At 26.2% G+C, this 21,007-nt stretch carries 20 protein-coding genes; 18 read left to right on the top strand and 2 right to left on the bottom strand.

The window, feature by feature from the left end; all coding sequences use genetic code 4:
• Window positions 1–375 precede the first annotated feature (375 nt).
• Together EMELA_RS03760 and def are read right to left on the bottom strand one after the other, a co-directional pair.
• A complete protein-coding gene (locus EMELA_RS03760; RefSeq protein WP_100608980.1) occupies window positions 376–2,142 on the bottom strand; it encodes a ribonuclease J in 1,767 nt (588 codons plus the stop codon).
• Between the two features lie 143 nt (window positions 2,143–2,285).
• Window positions 2,286–2,888 carry a peptide deformylase gene (gene def, locus EMELA_RS03755; RefSeq protein ID WP_034971201.1) on the bottom strand — a complete coding sequence of 201 codons (603 nt, stop codon included), beginning with the start codon at window positions 2,886–2,888 and terminating at the stop codon, window positions 2,286–2,288.
• Window positions 2,889–3,061: 173 nt separating this feature from the next.
• Between def and EMELA_RS03750 the strand changes: the two genes are divergently transcribed.
• The 18 genes from EMELA_RS03750 (at window position 3,062) to EMELA_RS03665 (ending at window position 20,996) form a co-directional block, all read left to right on the top strand.
• A complete protein-coding gene (locus tag EMELA_RS03750) occupies window positions 3,062–4,021 on the top strand; it encodes a glycosyltransferase family 2 protein (RefSeq protein WP_028124356.1) in 960 nt (319 codons plus the stop codon).
• Between the two features lie 8 nt (window positions 4,022–4,029).
• Window positions 4,030–4,866 carry an RDD family protein gene (locus EMELA_RS03745; protein WP_028124355.1) on the top strand — a complete coding sequence of 279 codons (837 nt, stop codon included), beginning with the start codon at window positions 4,030–4,032 and terminating at the stop codon, window positions 4,864–4,866.
• The gene (locus EMELA_RS03740; protein WP_028124354.1) at window positions 4,859–7,033 is read left to right on the top strand and encodes an ATP-dependent helicase; all 2,175 of its coding nucleotides are present in this window, start codon (window positions 4,859–4,861) and stop codon (window positions 7,031–7,033) included. The genes EMELA_RS03745 and EMELA_RS03740 overlap by 8 nt, the downstream gene beginning before the upstream one ends.
• Before the next feature lie 77 nt (window positions 7,034–7,110).
• Window positions 7,111–7,380 (top strand): HPr family phosphocarrier protein, encoded by a 270-nt coding sequence (locus EMELA_RS03735; protein ID WP_028124353.1) that lies wholly within the window; start codon window positions 7,111–7,113, stop codon window positions 7,378–7,380.
• 76 nt (window positions 7,381–7,456) lie between these two features.
• Window positions 7,457–8,413, top strand: coding sequence for a CPBP family intramembrane glutamic endopeptidase (locus EMELA_RS05005; RefSeq protein WP_028124352.1), 957 nt, complete (start codon window positions 7,457–7,459; stop codon window positions 8,411–8,413).
• Window positions 8,413–9,321 (top strand): RluA family pseudouridine synthase, encoded by a 909-nt coding sequence (locus tag EMELA_RS03725; RefSeq protein WP_028124351.1) that lies wholly within the window; start codon window positions 8,413–8,415, stop codon window positions 9,319–9,321. The genes EMELA_RS05005 and EMELA_RS03725 overlap by 1 nt, the downstream gene beginning before the upstream one ends.
• An 11-nt stretch (window positions 9,322–9,332) precedes the next feature.
• Complete coding sequence (locus tag EMELA_RS03720) at window positions 9,333–11,375, top strand: hypothetical protein (RefSeq protein ID WP_084485307.1); 2,043 nt, start codon at window positions 9,333–9,335, stop codon at window positions 11,373–11,375.
• A 197-nt stretch (window positions 11,376–11,572) separates the two neighbouring features.
• A complete protein-coding gene (gene rpsB, locus EMELA_RS03715) occupies window positions 11,573–12,385 on the top strand; it encodes a 30S ribosomal protein S2 (protein WP_034971198.1) in 813 nt (270 codons plus the stop codon).
• Window positions 12,386–12,406: 21 nt separating this feature from the next.
• The gene (gene tsf, locus EMELA_RS03710; protein ID WP_028124350.1) at window positions 12,407–13,300 is read left to right on the top strand and encodes a translation elongation factor Ts; all 894 of its coding nucleotides are present in this window, start codon (window positions 12,407–12,409) and stop codon (window positions 13,298–13,300) included.
• Window positions 13,301–13,302: 2 nt separating this feature from the next.
• Window positions 13,303–13,863: a hypothetical protein gene (locus EMELA_RS03705; RefSeq protein WP_028124349.1), complete on the top strand. Its 561-nt coding sequence runs from the start codon at window positions 13,303–13,305 to the stop codon at window positions 13,861–13,863.
• A 69-nt stretch (window positions 13,864–13,932) separates the two neighbouring features.
• Window positions 13,933–14,679 (top strand): polysaccharide deacetylase family protein, encoded by a 747-nt coding sequence (locus EMELA_RS03700; protein WP_028124348.1) that lies wholly within the window; start codon window positions 13,933–13,935, stop codon window positions 14,677–14,679.
• Between the two features lie 3 nt (window positions 14,680–14,682).
• On the top strand, window positions 14,683–14,988 hold the full coding sequence (locus EMELA_RS03695) for a hypothetical protein (RefSeq protein ID WP_028124347.1): 306 nt from the start codon (window positions 14,683–14,685) through the stop codon (window positions 14,986–14,988).
• Between the two features lie 92 nt (window positions 14,989–15,080).
• Window positions 15,081–15,797 (top strand): UMP kinase, encoded by a 717-nt coding sequence (gene pyrH / locus EMELA_RS03690; protein ID WP_028124346.1) that lies wholly within the window; start codon window positions 15,081–15,083, stop codon window positions 15,795–15,797.
• Between the two features lie 12 nt (window positions 15,798–15,809).
• Window positions 15,810–16,355: a ribosome recycling factor gene (gene frr / locus EMELA_RS03685; RefSeq protein WP_028124345.1), complete on the top strand. Its 546-nt coding sequence runs from the start codon at window positions 15,810–15,812 to the stop codon at window positions 16,353–16,355.
• 52 nt (window positions 16,356–16,407) lie between these two features.
• Window positions 16,408–18,069: an arginine--tRNA ligase gene (gene argS / locus EMELA_RS03680; protein ID WP_028124344.1), complete on the top strand. Its 1,662-nt coding sequence runs from the start codon at window positions 16,408–16,410 to the stop codon at window positions 18,067–18,069.
• A gap of 1 nt (window position 18,070) precedes the next feature.
• Window positions 18,071–19,555, top strand: coding sequence for an MFS cation transporter (locus EMELA_RS03675; RefSeq protein WP_028124343.1), 1,485 nt, complete (start codon window positions 18,071–18,073; stop codon window positions 19,553–19,555).
• A 15-nt stretch (window positions 19,556–19,570) separates the two neighbouring features.
• On the top strand, window positions 19,571–20,140 hold the full coding sequence (locus EMELA_RS03670) for a hypothetical protein (RefSeq protein WP_028124342.1): 570 nt from the start codon (window positions 19,571–19,573) through the stop codon (window positions 20,138–20,140).
• 16 nt (window positions 20,141–20,156) lie between these two features.
• Window positions 20,157–20,996: a hypothetical protein gene (locus EMELA_RS03665; protein WP_028124341.1), complete on the top strand. Its 840-nt coding sequence runs from the start codon at window positions 20,157–20,159 to the stop codon at window positions 20,994–20,996.
• Window positions 20,997–21,007 lie beyond the last annotated feature (11 nt).

The raw sequence follows: 21,007 nt of genomic DNA, 5'->3' as shown, positions 1-21,007 counted from the left end.
TTTTTTATAACTTTTTGATTAATTTTAAGCATTGTTTTATTATTCATAATTATTTCTGATAATGAACAACAATTAAGTTCTGGATTTTATTATTCAATAGTTTTATTAATACTTCTAATTATTTAAAAATAAATTAATTAATAAAAAGTAATTAAAAGTAATTTTTAATTTAGTATTTTCAGTACCATTAGTTAACATTATTTGATTATCTATTTTATTAATACCAATAATAAAGGAAGAAAATGAAAAATTAAAATAAATGTTTAAAAAATATTCTTAAAAAAGATAATAAATTATAAAAAAAGATGTGATTAGCATCTTTTCTAATATTTTATTTAATACTTACTATTTAAGTATGTTTATACTTTGACACTCCTATTTTTTGTTTAATATAACAGGAATAATTAAAGGGTTTCTACGCTTTGTTTTAAAGATATAAGGAGAAAGTGATTGTTTGATCGCTTTTTTAATTGCTCCAAAAGTTGGTTTAGATGAATTTAAAACTTCATTAATAGATTCAGTAACAATTGTAATAGCTTCGCTAATAATATTTCCTGAATCTTTTACATAAAAACTTCCACGTGAAATAATTCTTGGTGTACATAATAATTTATTAGTTTGAGAATCAATTGATACAACAACTGAAATCAATCCATCTTTACTTAATATGTCACGTTCTCTAATAATATTTGAAGCATGTGCTGTCATGTCTTTACCATCAACATAGATTGCATCAGCATCAATACGCTTTCCAATACTTGCTTTACCTTGTAGTAATTCTAATTGATCACCATTTGCCATTACAAATCCATGACCTGATTCTAAGTTAACTGATTCAGCTGTTTCAATATGTTTTTTTAACATTCTGAATTCTCCATGCATTGGCATAAAGTAGTTAGGTCTTAATAGTGTAAATAACAGTTTTTGTTCTTCTTGACTTGCATGCCCTGAAGTATGAATTCTATTTGATAGTGATGATTCAATCACATTAGCACCAATACGTGTTAATCTATTAATTAAAATTTCAACATCAGCTCTATTTCCAGGAATTGGTGATGAAGAGAATATTACAGTATCACCAGGAATGATTGAAATAGATTGGTGTCTATTTGTTGCAATTCTTGATAATGCAGCCATTGGCTCACCTTGACTACCTGTAGAGATAATCATTATTTTGTTTGCAGGGTACTTTTCAATATCGTTTGCTTTAATAAACATTTTGTCATTAATTTTTAAGTGACCCATTTGGCGAATTATTTTAATAATTCTTTCAATCGATCTACCTAAGATCACAACTTTTTTATCATATTTGTTTGCTAGTTCAACAATTTGTTGAATACGGTGAACGTTAGAAGCAAAAGTTGTAATAAAGATTCTTCCTTTAGCTTTTAAGAACAATTTATCAATGTTCTCCATAATCCCTTTTTCACCAGGTGTATAACCTTCAACTTCTGCATTTGTTGAATCAGCCATTAAAAGTTCAATCCCTTTATCACCCATACTTGCTAATTTACTTAACTCAGCAAAGTGTCCTAAAGGTGATCAGTCAAATTTATAATCTCCTGTAGAGAAAATGTTTCCATTTGGAGTTTCAACTAAAATTCCAAACGCATCTGGAATTGAGTGGTTTAAAGCAGCATAACTTACACGTAAGTTTTTTGTTGCTCAAACATCATCTGCAACATATTCTTTAACAATTGTTTTATCAGTTAGTTTGTGTTCTTTTAATCTGTCTCTAATTAATGCAGCAGCTAATTCTGGTGCATAAATAACAGGAATATTAACTTGTTTCACTAAGTAGTGAATTCCACCAATGTGGTCTTCATGTCCATGAGTAATAAATAGAGCTTTAATTTTTTTCTCATTTTCTTTTAAGTAAGAGTAATCAGGAATAACTGCATTAATTCCTAACATTGAATCATCTGGGAATTTTACCCCAGCATCAATCATTATGATTTCATTTTCATGTTCTATACAGTAAGTATTCTTACCAATTTCTTCAAGTCCCCCTAAAGCAAATACTTTAGTTGGAGATTCTGTTTTAATATATTTTCTTTGAACTTCTTTTTGTTTAAAAACAAAAGGTTCAAAATCTTCTTTTTCAAGAATTTGATTTGTTGAAATTATTATTTCCTTTTCCATTTTTCCTCCATTTTTATAAAATAAACATACATAAAAAACAATTTATGCTTAACTTATTAAGTTTTTATTATTAAATTAAAAATATAAATATTTTGCTTTTAAAATATGCATTTTGCTTTTTGTTAAATTGATAATATCACAAATTAAAGCATAACTCAATCTTCACCAATGAACTCAGGCTCATCTTTATTAATATGGTCATAGTATAATTTACCAATATTGTGATCCATCTCATGTTGAAAAACAATTGAACGATAATCCTTCAATTTCAATTCAATTCATTCTTTTTTTAATCAATCATAACCTTTAACAGAAATAATTCATGATCTAGGCACAATTCCTTGTTTGTCTTCATCAACACTTAAACAACCTTCGCCTTCTTCTAGAGCAGCAAGTCTAGCAGATTTAGCAATATATTCTGTATTAATCATTGCGTATTCTTCAATTTTGTTATCAGGTAAATTAAAGCGGATATAGAACATATCTTTATTAACTCCAATCTGAGGAGCTGCTAAACCAACAGCTGGTCTTAAATAATCTGCTTTTCCTTCATAGTTAAATTCTTTATCTTGACTAGCAACGACAAAATCAATTAACTTTTTCATTGTTAATTCTTCTTCAGCTGTTAAATTTTCAACATCTGCAATTTTTGGAGAAATTGATCTAATAACTTCTTTATTATTGTCTTTTGTAAGTCATTTATTTGTTGGTGTGTCACTTTGTAATAAATAATCCTTAATACTCATTTTGCTTTCCTTTCAAATTCAAATTCTGTTTGTATTAGTCGCTTTTAATATTATATATGAAATTTAATTCAAAAAAATTATTGCTTAGTTTTTTAACTACTTAAGAGTAAAAATAACAAAAAAATACCTTTTAGTGTAAAATATATATAGTTATATTCAAGAGGGGTGAAAGAATGTTAGTTTCATTTATTATTTCTAGTCAAGCTAGAGAAGACAAATTATTTAAAACAATTAATACATTAAAAAAACAAACTAATGATTCATACGAATTAATAATAATTGTGGATGAACCAAATACAGAAAAAGAAGCAATCGATTTTATTCGTGATCAATTTATTGAAAATGAAAAAATTATGCTTATCTTTAACTCAAAAGGTCAAGGTGAATCATTAAACTGAAATAATGGGATTGAATTAGCACGTGGAGAATATGTTTCCTTCTTAAAAGAAGGAGACTTAATTAACGAAAACTATGTGCAAACAATTCAAAATATTATTGATGCAAATAAAGCAAAAATCGATTTAGTTGAAGTTCAATATGAACAATCAAATTTATTTGAAGGAGATACACAACCTTTATTAGAAACAAATAAATTATATGATTTACAATCTGACAAAGAAGTATTTGCATATATCACACAAGAAATTTATGGAAAACTATTTAGAAGTAAATTTATCAAAGACTTTAGAATCACTTTTAAAAAGAACGTAAGATTTGACATGTTATTTTTATTTATGTCACTTGCACACTCAAGAAACTTTTACTTATCTGGTGAAGTTTTATTCAAACATAAAGTTTCAGTGCCAAAATACTCAATCTTTGACATTATTAATCAATGACCACACGTTTTAAATTACTACAGAAGAATTGGAACATACAGAGAATTTAAAGATGAACTAAACTTTGCAAGTAATTATTGTATGGGATATACTTTCTTGAACTTATCAAAAAGAATTCAAAATCCAGCAATTTACAAAAAATCACTTTCATTCGTTGAAACTAAACTTGATCGAAAAACAAAAGAATTTATACTACAAAATGCCATTTTCTTGGAAAATGTAAATCCTGATTTCACATTAAGAATGGAAAACTTTAGTAGCTTTATTAATGAACAACTTAAAAAAATAGGTTAATTTTCAAAATGAAGGAAATAACCAAAGTTGTTGATAAAAATTATGAAGTATCTGCAGTAGATAATAATTCTTTACAAGAAAATCAATTTTATCTACCAAGTCTATGGAGAGTATTCTTTGCAAGACTAACAGACTTAATAATTAGTTCGTTACTTTTTTTAATATTAGGTTTTATTTTTAAGAATGAAGCCAAAGAAGGTAATTGAATTTTCTTATTTGTAATTTTTTCAACAGCTTTAATATGAAATTTTTCCTACTTTGTTTTACTTACCTATTTATTAAAGAGTAAAACAGTAGGAAAAATTATTTTTAGAATAAAGCTTGTGAAATTAAAGATAAATGAAAAAGTTAGATTTATGGACATATTTAGTAGAGAACTATGATTTGTGATTATGCCTTGATGCTTATTATATTTAGGTAATATTTTATTCTTATTTTTAATGATGAAATATGATCAAACAAAAACAGAAATATATTTAAGTGTAGGAGCTATTATTTATCAAGTTAATTATTGAATATTTTTAATATGAAATATTGCAATTGCATTGGCTATTAAATTACAAAAAAATCACCAAGCTGGTGTTGATATGAAACATCAAGTTATTGTTGTTTTAGAAAAACCAAAACATTTTAAAACAAATTATAAATCAAATGGGAAATATGTTTTAAAAGAAACACCAGGTATGTTTAATGATGAGATTTTAGAAGTAATTGGTAATTCAGAAGAAAAAGAATTTTATGAATCAATTCATGTTGACAAACGAAACTTAACTGAAAATTTAAAATTAGAAAAGAAAAATAAAAAACTAATAGAAGAAAAGGATGGAGGAGAGAGTCATGAATAATTTACTTTTAGAATTAAATGAACAACAATTGGCAGCGGTAACTATAACTGATAAACCGCTAAGAATTGTTGCTGGTGCTGGTTCAGGTAAAACAAAAGTTATTATAACTAAAATTGCTTATTTAATTCAAGAACTTGAAATGGCTCCTTACAAAATACTTGCAGTTACATTTACAAATAAAGCAGCAAGAGAAATGCGAGATCGTGTTAATAAAATTATTCCTGATTTAATTACAAATCCGCATATTTCAACTTTTCATGCATGATGTTCTAGAGTTTTAAGAGAAGATTATGAATTAATTGGATTAGCTAAAAACTTTTTAATCATTGATCAAAGTGATCAAATTGCAATTGTTAGAAATTTAATTAATGAACATTTTAGTCATTTAACAGAATTAAAAAAATATACTGAAAAGAAAATTATTTATAGAATTGGGAATTGAAAAAATGATTTAATTTCTCCTTTAGAAGCAATGGAAGATTGCTACAGTTGACTTGAGCGAGCAATAGCAACTTTATATTTAAAATACGAAGAATATTTAAAAACTATTCATTCAATTGATTTTAATGATTTACAAGTTTTAGTTTTTAAACTATTTAATGAACATCCAGAAACTTTAGAAAAATGAAGAAATAGATATGACTATGTAATGGTTGATGAGTTTCAAGATACAAATGATTTACAATTTGATTTAATAAAGTTTTTAACAAGAGATAAAAATAATTTAACTGTTGTTGGTGATCCCGATCAAACTATTTATTCATGACGTGGTGCAAAAGTAGACATCATTTTAAACTTTAATAAAACATTTTCGAATGGTATTAGCATAGTATTAAATGAAAATTATCGTTCAACACAAAAGATTTTAGATTTAGCGAATGATTTTATTAATAACAATAAAAACCGTGAAGAAAAAGATATCTTTACAAATAATGAATCTGGAGATTTACCAACTGTTAAAGAATGTCAATCAAGAAATGATGAAGCAAGATATGTAACTTTGAAAATTAAAGAGTTAATTAAAGAAGGTTATGAATACAAAGATATTTTTGTACTCTATCGTCTAAATGCTTGATCACCAGAATTTGAAAAAGAATTTCAAAATAATAAAATACCTTTCCAATTAATTGGAGGTATTAGATTTAAAGACAGAAAAGTTATTAAAGAAGCTAATGCATTTTTAAGAACTTTAGCAACACAAGATGAACAAGCAATTGAAAGAGTTTTAAAAAGCATTCCAAAAGTTGGAGATGTAACAATTAAAAAACTAAAAGAAAAAGCACAAGATATGCATGTTTCACTTTATGACTTAATTGTTAATGAAGATGAGTTACATATTAATCAAGTTTCAAAGCATTTAACAACTATTAGAAGTGTTCTTTCAAAAGCTGTTTATATTTACAATGAAAGTAAAAACATTAGAGTTGTTCTTCAATTCATGTTAGTTGAGTCAGGATATATTCAAAAACTAATTCATACAGAAAAAAAAGAAGATATTAGTTACATTGAATCATTATATGATCAGCTTGAAAACTTTGACAAATCATATCAAAGTGATGAAAGTGAAAATGAAACAACAGAAAAAATTATTTCATACTTACAAGAAGAAGCTTTATTAAATTCTGATGCAGATGATATTGAAGCTCAAAAAGTTACGTTATTAACAGTCCATGCAGCAAAGGGATTAGAAAATAAAATTGTTTTTGTTGTAGGATTAAACCAAGATATTTTTCCAGGAAGATTATCATCAAATTCGCTAAGAGAAATTGAAGAAGAACGAAGAACATTATATGTTGCAATTACTCGTGCAGAAGAAAAGTTATTTGTAACTTATATTAAAGGTGAGTTTTCATTTATTTCTCAAGCTGAATTAGCACCTTCAAAATTTATTAAAGAGTTCAATCAAGATTTATATCAATTTGAAGGAAGATATCAAAAAAGTATCAACCCATTTGCTAATACAAGTCATATTGGAGAAAAAACATCACAAAACCAATCTAAAACAACATCAGTTGGTTATATGAAAAATGATGTAATAGAACATATGATTTTTGGTGAAGGTGTTGTTATTGAAGTAAACGAACAAACAATGAAAGTCGCCTTCAGTTCATGCTATGGAATAATGCCTATTTCTGTCACTGATCCTACAATCTCAAAGAAAAATTAATTATAATAACAATTGATATATCAGGTAAGTTATTGATATAATAATTAAGTATTAAAAAAATACAGGAGGAAAATTAAATGACACAATTTACAGCAGTTATTACTGACAAAATTGGATTACACGCAAGACCAGCAACTGCAATTATTTCTGCAGCTTCAAAATTTGAGTCAGATGTTAAAATCGTTTCAGGTTCAAAAAATGGAAACTTAAGATCAATTATGAACATTTTATCAATGCAAATTAAATCAGGAGATGAAGTTACTATCATCGCTGAAGGATCAGACGCTGACGCAGCTGTTGCAGGAATCAAAGAAGCAATGATTTCAGCAGCATTAATTGAAGGTTAATACAAAATTAATTAAAATTGCTTTATGCAATTTTTTTATATGTTTTAATTAATTTAGACTAAAAGAAGGAGAAAACATGGAATTATCATTTAAAAAATTAAATTTACAAGATCAATTACCACCAGAAGCAAAATTTAAATTCAATGTTTTCAATCTTTTGATTGATGGAATTATCTTTGCAACATCAATTTTATTTGTGCCCTTAATTGTTCTAATCATATTAAAATTTACTATTCATGGAAACACAGCAGAAGATACAGCAAATTACATAAACCTTGTTTTTGTGCCTGTTCAAATCATTTGTTCTGCAGTTGGATGTTTAATTTTATATAAAAGAGATAATCAATTGTTTATAAGAACAAACGCAATTGGAATATACGCATTTATTGTAGTGCCATTTTTATTTGTTATTATCTTAGGTTCATTAATTCTAGCTGTTGCTGGGAATAGTAATGTAACATCACAACTTGTATCAATCATCTTACAAACAATTGCTGAAATTATTATTGGAGTTATTTTATTTATTAAAGTTCCTTTCTTAAAAGAAAGAATTATTTTAACTTTAAAAAATGAATGAAAAAAAGTTTTAAGTGTTGCGTTTATTATGAGTATTGTTTTATTTGCAGTATCTTTTGGTTTAAGTTTTTTAGCAAAAGAAACATCAAACCAAAGTGCACTTGAAGATCTTTACAATAGCTCTTCAGTAGCTTTAAAAGTAATATATTCAATACTATTATTTATCTTTAGTGTAATTGTTGCACCTATGGTTGAAGAACTAGCATTTAGAGATTCAATTTTTACAGGTGTTGGAAATAAATGATTTGCCTTAATAGTTTCATCACTTGCATTTGCAATGGTGCATGTAAGTATGGGAGATGTAGAAAACATTTATGTTTACTTTATACCAGGACTAATTTTATCTGCCACATTTATATTTACAGAAGGTAATGTTACCTATACATGATTAGCTCATTTAGGTTCAAACTTTATAACTTTCATTTTAATGATAGTAAGGATCTCAGGTGTTAATTAATGAATAAATTTATTGCAAACCAAAATGATGATAATCAAACTTTATTTAAGTTTTTAAAAAAGAACTATAAAACAACTCCACTTTCAGTTATTTATAAATGATTGAGAAAAGGGGATATTAAAATTAATGACAAAAGAATCAAAGATAAAGATTACTTAATTAAAGCAAATGATGAAATTGTTGTTTATGATAATAATAAACCTGTGTTAAGAGATAATTTTAAAAAAATTAAAGACTATGCACTTGATATTGTTTATGAAGATTCAAATATATTAATTGTTTTAAAACCATATAATGTTGAAGTTCACTCATTAGTAAAAGAAAGCATGGATGATATTGTTAAAAGTTATTTAGTTGATTCAAACAAATACAATCCAAGTGAAGAAAACTCATATGTAGTTAGTCACATACACAGATTAGATAAATTAACTTCAGGACTTTTAATGTATGCAAAAAACAAACAAGCTCATGATATTTTAGTTGAAGCAATTCAAGATAAAGATAAAATTGAAAAATACTATTGCTGTAAAATTGATGTACCTGTAACTGAAAGTTTAGATGCAAAAGGATGAATTAAATATGATCCGATCATTCAAAAATCAGTATTCAGTGAAGAATTTAAACCTGATTATAAAGAAGCAACAACAATTTTTAATGTTGTTAGTCTTGATGTTACAAATAAACAAACAGAATTAGAAGTTCAAATTTTAACAGGTAGAAAACATCAAATTAGAGCTACTTTAGAATATTATGGAGCTCCGATTATTAATGATTGAAGATATTCAGGTACTATGATTAACAATGAAAAAATGATTTTCTTATTTGCTAATAAATTAGTGTTTAATGGGTTTAAAGGGAATTTAGAAAACCTAAATGGTAAAATTGTAGAGATAGAACCAACCTGATAGGAGGTGAAACAATGCAACTTGAAACAACTGAAAATATTGTAATAAAGACCTCTGCAAGAACCAGTGTTTGAAGCGCATTGGTAGGGGTATTAATCTCTTTCACTAACACAATTATTCAAATTCTAATGATTTATTGAATCTTGAGTGCTTATGGTACTGAGTTTAATGGGTTCGTTAGAATTTCGATGTCAATAGCCATTATTGGGGGAACTTGTGAAGGTGCACTTGGAATTACAACTGTAATTCTAATGTCAAAACCAATTATGGAAAAAGATTGAATTAGTGCTAATGAAGCATTTTCAACAGCTAAACGTAAATATCGTAATAAGCTTTGAAGAGGTTTAATTTTAGTAACTTTAGTTTCAATTTTATATCCACTTGAAATTGCATTAGCACCTTACTTTTTACAAAACGAATCAATCATAACTAGTTTAACAGGACCAGTTATTAAAGAAGGGGTTGAACCAATTGTTATTCATTTATGAGAACTTGGTTTAGTATGTTTCTTCTTTGGATTTAAACAAATAGTTAACTCATCAATTTTTGGTATATATGAAAACGTATTAGAAGCTGATAAACAAAACTATTTAAGAAGAGCAATTATTTTATTTACTGATGTAGTCATTTATATGACTATTATCATCTTATTAAATTTTATTAATTATAGAGGTATTCAACTTAGTCCAGTACTGGTTTTTATGCCAATTATTATTTATCCATTTATTCGTGGATTTATGATCATGTGGTATGTTAAGCGAAAATACCCATGAATAAAATTTTATTCTGATTTTAACGATCATAACTTAGTGAGAAAATCATCAAAATTATTCTTCTCATCTTTAGGAATTAATATTTTAATGAATCCTGACATTATTATCTTATTTGTTGTATTAGGAGCATCAGGGTTGAAAACTACTTCTATGCTTTCTATTTATATGATTGTAGGAATTAATATTAGAATCATAATGTTAAACTTCATTGTTTCGTTTAGAGAATACTTCATTGCTAAGATTCTAAAAGAAGGACGAATTGAATGGAAGACCTACACCAACTATGAACTCTATACATATATTGTAGCTGGGTTTAGTTTTGTCTTGATTTCAATTTTAACTCCGTTTATTGCTACAGGATTATTTGGAAATGTAATTGCTAAAGACTTTGATGGAAGTGACGCTAGTGCTATTTATCAAGCGCAAGCTTTAAAATATATTTTCTCTAATCAAGAATTTTCAATAATGTTTGGATTATCAACTAGTGCAATTATTATAGTACAAGGACAATATGTTTTAGTTCAAGCAAAAGGGATTGAAAAAAGAACAACAAAATGATTGAACTTAATTTCAATTTGATTTGTAATAACTGCAGGAATTACATTGATTTGTTTATATTATTTTGTATATGATTCAGGTAGTTATGAAAACTGAATTCCAAGAATGATTAGATACTATTATGTAATCAAGTTAATCTTTATGATGGTCGGTTATTTCTACTTATGATCATTTACATGAACACATGTTACTTATAATTCATCGATTAAAAATGTTATACCAAACTTTATTTTCCTATTAGTGCCTGTTGTTGCAACAGTTCTATTTATTAATTTTGGTTTAAGTAAATTTGTACTTATCAAAATTGATGTTGATGTTGTTCATGTTAATTCAATCATAACAGTTGTGCTAGAACCTGTCACAATTGCAACATTAATTAGTGTGCTAGCAATCACTGCAATTACTAGCTTACCAGTGTGTATTATTTTACCTTTAATTTTTAGACCAAATATTGGTTTAAACATTATTGTAAACTTACCGATTGTTAAACAAATCGTACAAAGAAATAGTAGTAAATTAAAAATTGCAAGATTTATTGACGCAGGAATTAATGTTGAAGAAGAATCAAATCAAAGTGAAGAAATTATTAAATCATTGTATGAACAAATTGAAGAAAGCAATGAATTTATTGATAATGAAAGTTACTATGAAAAAAGATATAAATATAAAACAACACCAAAAATTTATACTTTAACAGGAAATAATAAGTCAAAAAATAAAAAATAGCAGATTATCAAGAAAGAAGCGCTTCAATATAAGTGCTTTTTTTGCTATAATTTAAAAGTTGATTATTTAACAAATATATAGATATTCAATCACAAGTGAGAATTCATTTAACCCAGTGCCCAAATTTAGTGAAAAGGGTGGTTAGTGTTCGAATCATTTGGAAGCCTAACAAATACAAAGAAAAGAAGGAGTACAAAATGGCATATAAAGAAGTAACAAGAGATGAATTATCTGCTGCTGGTGTTCAATACGGTCACCAAACAAAGAGATGAAATCCTAAAATGGCACCATTTATTTATGGGTCAAAATCAAAAAACCACGTAATTGACTTAGAGAAAACTTTAATTCAATTAAGACAAGCTGAAAAACTATTACAATCAATTGGAGCTAAAGGTGAAAAAGTTTTATTCGTAGGAACAAGACGTTCAGCTAAATTAGCTGTTAAAGAAGCTGCATTAAGATCGGGTAACTTTTATGTTAACCAAAGATGATTAGGTGGAACTTTAACTAACTTCAAAACAATCGTAAAAAGAATTAAAGCTTTATGAGAAATTGAAGAATCAGAAAAAAATGGAAAATTAGCTTTAAGAACTAAAAAAGAACAAATCTTAATTTTAAAAGAAAAAGCTAACTTAGAAAAATCATTAGGTGGAATTAAACAAATGCGTAAATTACCTGCAGCATTAGTTGTAGTTGATCCTAAATCAGATGAAATTGCTGTTAAAGAAGCAATTAAATTAAATATTCCAGTAATTGGATTATGTGATACAAACGTTGATCCAGATATCGTAACTTTACCAATTCCTGCAAACGATGATTTACAAGAATCAGTAAGCATTATGATCAACGCTTTAGTTGATGCATTCGCTGATGGAGCTAACTTAAAAATGGCACCTTCAGTTTTAAAAACAGTTGTTGTTAAACGTGAAAGAACTGAAGGAGAAAACAACTTCAATATCAATAACAGAAACTGAAACAGATCAGAAAAATCAGAAAAACCAACTAACTAATAAACAAAGGAGAATACATATATGGCTGTAAACGCACAATTAATTAAAGAATTAAGAGAAATTACACAAGCTGGTATGATGGACTGTAAAAAAGCTTTAGAAGCAACTGATGGAAACATCAATGATGCAATCGTTTGATTAAGAGAAAACGGATTAGCAAAAGCTGCTAAAAAATCAGACCGTGTAGCTGCAGAAGGTGTAGCATTAGCAAAAGAAAATGACAAAAAAGTTGTTATTCTTGAAGTTAACTCAGAAACAGACTTCGTTGCTCAAAACGAAAAATTCATCAACTTAATTGATGAAATTGCTAATGTATTATTAGCATCAGATGCAAAAACTTTAGAAGAAGGATTAGCATTAAAAACAAATTCAGGTGAAACTATTGAACAAGCTTTAGTAAATGCCACAGCAACAATTGGAGAAAAAATTCAATTAAGAAGATTTACTTTAATTGCAAAAGAAGCTGGAAACTCAACTACTTTATATAACCACGCTAACAAAAGAGTTTCAGTTGTATTAAATTTCAAAGGAACAATTGATGCATCAGATGCTTACAACTTAGCTATGCACGTTGCTGCTATGAGTCCACAATACAAAAACATGGATGAAATTCCAGCAGACTTTAAAGAATCAGAATTTAGCATTATTAAAGCAGAAGCTAAAGAAGATCCAAAATTACAAGGTAAACCAGAAAATGTTTTAGAAAACATTTTAAAAGGTAAATTATCAAAACGTTTATCAGAAATCAGTCTAGTTGATCAACAATATGTTGTAGATGAAAGTTTCAAAGTAGGTCAATTTTTAGAATCTAAAAAAGTTACTTTAATCGATATGATTAGATATGAAGTTGGAGAAGGAATTGAAAAAGTAGTTACTGACTTTGCAAGTGAAGTAGCTGCTCAATTAGGTAACTAGTTATGAGTTCAAAATTTTTAATTATGAGTATCGTGTTAATTGGAGTTTCATTACTTTTATTATTAACACTTGCATTTTACTACTACAAGTTTAAAAAAATAGATAGTAAAGCTAAAAAATATGGTTTAGTATTACCAATTCTTACAATGTCACTAATTTCACTTGCTGAGGTTATGGGAATTATCACAGCGATTATTTTTAAACCTGACAATGAAAGCAAAAATATAGGGCCAATTATCACAACAGTTATAGGAATGGTTTGTATTGTTGCTGTAGTTATTGCATTATTCTTCTTTATTCAATACTTTGGAATAGCTTTATCAAAAGATTCAATTAATTTAATTGGAGAAAAAATTGATAATAAGAATATTATAAAAATCATTAATGATACAAGAACACCAAATATCTTTGTTTTCTATAAACAAGGTAAACGAGTTACCAAAAAAATTAAATTTAGTACAAAAATGGTTGATGCTTCATTCTTTGATGAAAAAATCACAGGTATTAAAGTTGAATCAGAAGATGCATTAGCATACCATGATAAAACAATTAGAAACAAATAATATAAATTCAAGTACTCATATAAGAGTACTTTTTTAAATAATTTTTTATATAAGGAAAGGAAATAAGTTATGAAATTATTAACATTAACAAAAATATCAATTATTTCACTAATGATCGTGGGATTTATTTTTAGTATTTCAACATATAATTATGACCGAGAAGTTAATAGAATAATCTCAAGTAACAAAGTTGTTATGATTACATTTGACGATGGTCCATCAGCTTGTGCTGATGAAAAAATTCTTGATGTGTTAGATAAGTATGATGTAAAAGCAACATTTTTTATGACAGGAATTAATTTATCAAAATACGTTAATAATACTAGTATTAAAAAAGTTGTTGATCGAATGATTCAAGGTGGTCACTCAATTGGAAATCATTCATACTATCATAATGAATATATAAATAACCAAGTTCAATTAGTTAAAGAATTAAATGACGTAAATGACATGATCAAACATGTATATAATGAAAATGGTAAAAAAATTGAATCAAAAGATATTCCAATCAGGATGCCATATTTACAATACTATAGAGGTTTGGGTTATGTACAAAAAAAAGTTGCAAATCCTTATTGAGTTAGAGGATATTTAGGCACTGATTATTTAGAAGAAAAAACAGGAAAAGAAGAAATCTTAAATCAATATTTTTCTCATTTAAGAAATGGTCAAATCTTTGTTGCTCATACAAGAGATTATGCAAAAGTTTGATTACCAGAATTTCTTGAAACACTACTAAAACATGGTTATGCTTTTGCTAACTTTACAAAAGATACACCATCATATTACTTAAACTATGGAAAGTTGGGGAGTTAGATTATGCGATATTCAACAATAGAAATATTTCAAATAATTAGTGCGCTGCTAATTGGAACAATTGGTTTAGTATTAATTGCATCTGAAATTTACAAAATGATTAAAACTAAAAAGTTATCCTATAGGATAATTATTATTGTTATATTAACAATTACTTCAGTTGCACTTATTACTTATACATTCATTACAATGAATACTTTATACAATACATGAGTGCTTTTAAATTGACTTACATTATTACTTGAAGGAGTCTGTATTATTTTTGTTATCTATTTATTATTCTTTGATTACAAAAAAATAAAGGATTAAAATACTTTTAAAATATTACTAAGTATTCAATTATGAATACTTTTTTTATAAGTGTTTTTGGGTATAATAAATAAGATGAATGAGGTATATACATGAAATATAAATATAGTACAGTTTTATTAAAATTAAGTGGAGAAGCTTTAAAGAGTGAAAATGAAATTTATAGCAAAGAAAAGTTAGAAGAAATTGCTAAGCAAATTGTTGAATTAGCTAACAATGGATTAAAACTTGGAATTGTTATTGGTGGGGGAAATATTTGAAGAGGAAAACTTGGAGCAGATATTAATATGCCACAAATTGATGCTGACTTTATGGGAATATTAGCAACAGTTATGAATGGTCTAGCTTTAGAATCAACTATCAAACGATTAGGTTATGACAAAGTTAATGTTTATTCATCTTTACAAATTGAAACAGTAACAGATGACTATAACTTTAAAAAAGCAAGACTAAAAATGAAGGAAGGATATATATCAATTTTTGTTGGTGGTACAGGATTTGCTTACTTTACTACAGATACTAACTCAGTTATTCGTGCAATTGAAATTGGTGCTGATGCAGTATTGATGGCAAAAAATGGTGTTAAAGGAGTTTATGACTCAGATCCAAACCTAAACCCAAATGCAAAATTTTATAAAAAATTAACTCATCGTAAAATTGCTGATAAACAATTACGTGTAATGGATTTAACAGCAGCTACTTTAGCAAAAGATGCAAAACTTCCAATTGAAGTATTTGACATGCAAGGGCCAAACAACATTATTAAAGTAATGGAAGGTTCATTAGAATCAACAATTATAGAAGAATAGGAACTCATAACTATGGATGAAATTTTATTATTAGCAGAACAACAAATGGACGAAACTGTTGCTGCATGACAAGAACACATTAAAACTATCAGAACAGGAAGAGCAAGTGCTGCATTGTTAGACAAAGTAATGGTTAACTACTATGGAACTCTAACACCAGTTAACCAAACAGCACAAATCTCAACACCTGAACCACAACTACTTGTAATTAAACCTTGAGATAAATCTTTAATTCAAGAAGTTGTAGCTGCAATTAACAAATCAGATTTAAACTTAAACCCAGTTTCTGATGCAGAAGTTGTAAGAATTAACATTCCTGCATTAACTGAAGAAATTAGAAAAGATTTAGTTAAAAAAATGCACAAAGAATTAGAAAACTTTAAAGTGCGTATTAGAAACATTCGTAGAGATAGCATTGATACAGCTAAAAAAGATAAATCAATTAGTGAAGATTTAGTTAAGGGTATTGAAAGCGATATTCAAAAAGTTACTGATGCAAGTATTAAAAAATTAGATGATATATCAAAAGTAAAAGAAAAAGAATTATTGGCAATATAGGACTCAAAACATTTGTTGAATCAAATGTTTTTTCCTTAGAGGGAGAATAAAAATGAATAACATAATTAGTATTATTGAAAATGATTTAAAAGAAATTGCAAAAAAACTTAATATTACAAAAGAACCTATTGTTGAAATTAATAAAAATAATATTAATAGTCATTTTTCAACTACTCTTGCTTTAATGAGTGCAAAAGAATTAAAACAAAATCCAGTTCAGTTAGCAGAAAAAATTAAAGCTAAATTAGCACAAAAAGAATATTATGATAAAATTGAAATTGCAGAGCCTGGTTTTATTAACATTAAACTGAAAACAAATATTTTAACTTCAGCAATTAAAAACATTACAACATTAAAAGAAGCATATGGTAAAAATACATTAAAAAATAAAATAATTAATATTGAATATGTTTCAGCTAATCCAACAGGGTTTTTACATGTTGGTCATGCAAGAAATGCTGTGACTGGTTCTGTATTAGAAAAAGTTACAGCATTTGATGGTTATGAAGTTCAAACTGAGTACTATACAAATGACGCAGGTAACCAAATCAATATTTTAGCTGTAACTGTTTTTGTTCATTACTTATGAGCATTAGGAATTAAAGCTGAAAAACCAGCAAATACATATGGTGGATCATTCTATGATGATTTAGCAAATATATTTGTTGAAAAATACGGTGATAAATTTAAAGATTTAACTTATACTGAAACAGTAATTTCTGATCCTGAAGTACATCAAATTTTTAGAAAAGAAGCAACAAAATATTTTTTAGCTGAAATTAAGTCACAATTAAAAGACTTTGGTGTTGAAATTGATCATTACTCAAGCGAACAAAAAATGTATGATACTAATCAAATTGAAATATTATTAAAAGAATATAAAGCAAAAAATGCAACATATGAAGCAGATGGGGCATTATGATTAAAAACAACTGAATTTGGTGATGATAAAGATCGTGTTTTAATCAAAAAAGACGGTTCATTAACTTATATTGTGCCTGACTTAGCTACACATAATATTAGAATTGCTAGAACTAAAGCAGACATTTTAATTAACATTTGAGGTGGTGATCACCATGGTTATATTCAAAGAATGAAAGCAGGGTTACAACTTTTAGGACACAATCCTGATATTCTAGAAATTGAAATGGTACAAATGGTGAGGTTAATTAAAGATGGTCAAGAATACAAAATGAGTAAAAGAAAAGGAACTGCTGTTTGACTAGTTGATATTATGGAGATGGTCGGTAAAGATGCATTAAGATACATGTTAGCTTCTAAATCAAGCAGTTCACATATGGATTTAGACTTAGATTTAGTGCAACAAAAAAATGCAACAAATCCAGTTTATTATGCACAATATGCGACAGCTAGATGTAATTCAATTTTAAATCAAGCAGCACAAAAAAATATTAAAGCTAATTTACATGAAAATGATTTATTAACAAATAAAAAAGAAATTGAATTATTACTTACTTTAGATAATTTTAATCAAGTAATTAAAATGGCTGCTAAAAATAGAGCACCACAATTAATTTGTGAATATATTCAAACAGTATGTAAACAATTCCATTCATATTATGCAGATACAAAAATTCTTGATAAAAATGATATATTAACTAGTGAAGCAAGACTTGGTTTAGTATTAGCTGTGTTACAAGTATTAACAAACGCATTTGAAATTATTGGTATTAGTGCATTAGAAACGATGTAATATGAAAAATTGAGATTTATTTATTGTAGCTCCATTAGTTATAATTTTAGGTTTTGTATTTTTATACTTTGTTTATAAAAAACAAAATTTTGAAAAAAAGCTATTTTGATTTTATATTCAGACATTAATATTTTGAATTATAAATGCAATATTACTTCAAGAAAATAGTAATGTACTAACACAGTTATTTGATAAAACAACACCAGCTAATATTGTGGTTCTGCTGATTTTTAGTAGTGCAATGTTTTTTGCAGTATTACTTAAACCATTAGCAACTTGATTAACAGGAAAAATAAAAAATAGAAGAATTTGAATAAGAATCTCAATTCTTACTTCTGTTTTGGCGTCTTTAATGTTATTAATACCATCAGATGATCAAAGCTGATTTAAACTTTTAATCATATTACAAGCAATTATTTTAGCATTTAGTATTTCATCACAAAGTTTATACTTTTTATTTTTAAATGAACAAAAATACAATAGATTGTTTGCCCTTAAAGTTTCGTTTGCAATTGGTTTTGTAATAACTTTTGCAACTTTTATTGGAAATTGAATTACTAACATTAATGAATTGGTAAATAAAAATTTAATTTTAATAAATTCTGTTTGTGTAGTTTTCTTATTAGTTGCTTTATTTATTAGCTTTAAAACTATTGAAGAAAATCCAAATAAGATTGGTGAATTTAAACTAGTACTAAAAGAAGAATTAGTTAAGTATTCAAAATCAACATTAGTTAAATTAATAATTTTAACTTTATTACTAGGAATCATTTTTGGATTTGTCCAATCTCCAATTTTTAGAATGTATTTAGTAGCTAATTCAAAAATTGCAAATGACAGTGCGGAATGATTAAAAACACTAGATAGAAAATATCAAGCAATATTTTTATTTGGAGAATTTGTTCTAGGGTTTGTATTATATAAAATCTTTTTACCAAAAATGGGCGTTAAAAATTTAATCTTTTGATTAATTATAATTTCAGGTGTTACATTATTGGTGTCTACATTTGTGATTAATTCAATTTGAATTATTTTTGCAAATTTAATTTTTGGAGCAGCATATTTTGTATTATTCTATATGTGATTTAGTTTTGCCATTATGTGAAACTATCGTGCATCAAAAGGTGTGCCTGTAACAGGATTTATTGCATCAGCTTTAATTCTTGGACAAATCTTGGTTATCATTATTTTTAATTCAGTTATTTACACTAAATCAGGATTATTTACTTACCAATCTATTCAAGCAATAATTGATGAAATAAATATTAATAATGTTATTACTTTTGAAATTAATTTAAGAAGCATTATAAGAATTACTTGTGCAAGTTTATTCTTTATCAATAGTATTTATTTATTTTTAACTGTTATTTGAATTGATCAAGTAATAGCTGAGTTCATTGATTATGCAAATATTAAAAACATTTTTTCAGAATATGAAAAAGATAATGTAGAGAAAAAAATTAATACAAGAATAATAATCGATTAATGAAAGGGAGAAGTTATGAAAAAAATTTTAGCAAAATTAAACAACACAGAAATTGATAAAAAAATTAATAATAAAGTTTTTCGCGATTTTATAAAATTTTTTGAAACTAAATTCTCATTAAAAATTAATCATGAACTTTATTTAGAATTTGAAAATGTTGTAAATAAAGTTGCAACATATAATAAACATTTATTTATTAGACAATCTGATTTATTTGGAATGTTATTAATTGAACAAAACCAAATAGAAAACTTTGAAGAAAAATTTTATGAAGCTATTAAAGACACAATGTTCAAAGACGTCATTATGTATCAAAATTTAAATTCTGATATTAAAGATGATTATGAAATAAAATATAATAATAAAACCTTATCTTTAAAAGAAAAAGAACATGCAAATCAACTTGTTAAATGAATTAAAAAACAAGTCGAGATATTTTCAAATGAAAAATTAATTGAAGATAACCCACAACTTAAAAATGCAATAACTGGAGATCTAGCTATTAACTTTTTTAAACAGCAAAATGAGATATTTATTAGAATTTATAAATGACATTCTAATGTCTTTGAAATAATGGGAAAATAAAAAGAAAGGAGATACTATGAACGACTTAAGATTACCTGAGTACTCACAAAAAATAAAACAGTTAATAAAAATTATTAAAAATAAAAAAATTAAGCAAACAGAAGCTGAAGATATTTTATTTTTTGTTGCTAACATGATAGATGATCTGATTTTAAGAGATTCAACTATTTCCTATCGACTAAATATGAATTTAGTTAAAAATAACCGTGTTTTAGATATTGATATTAAACCAACTAAAAAAATAGTTAGCACAAAAGATACGCATGAATTTTTATACTTACTAAAAACATTATTATCTCTAATGTCAATAAAAAATTACTTCTTTAATTTATATATTTATTCTGAAATTAAAATGATTGTTAATTACTACATTAACAAGTCATCTAAAAATAAATACTATGATAGTGTAAATGAAAGATTTGCAATCAATGAATTAGAATTTCATGATCAAATTTTAATGTTTAAATACTTGTATTCGATTTTTGATAAGTTGATGTTTATTAATGTTTTTATTGTTGATAAATATAATTTGAAGTCAATTGATAAAAAAGATAATTATATTTTTACAAAAGATTTTGATACTGTTTCAATGCAGCTTTTTAAAACAACTGTTAAAAAATTAGAGTTTGCAGATTATTTAAAAGTGTTAAACAGATCAGTATCATTCCACTATATTAGAAAGCTAAGAAACAATTTAGAACATTGATTTACAGACCCAAAATCAAAATATAATATTTCTTTAGAAACTGAATTGCTTTTTGTTTTAGTAGCAAGAACTTTAATTCAAATGCACAGAGATTTAAAAAATGATCAAGAGTTACTTAAATTAATAAAACTAAATCAATTTAATAAGTAGGTAAAAGGAAT

Source organism: Mesoplasma melaleucae (genome assembly GCF_002804105.1).
In the GTDB taxonomy this organism is placed as follows: Bacteria; Bacillota_I; Bacilli_A; order Mycoplasmatales; family Mycoplasmataceae; genus Mesoplasma; species Mesoplasma melaleucae.
Note: the sequence above shows the minus strand (reverse complement) of the source record. Positions and strands in the feature narration are given on the sequence as shown.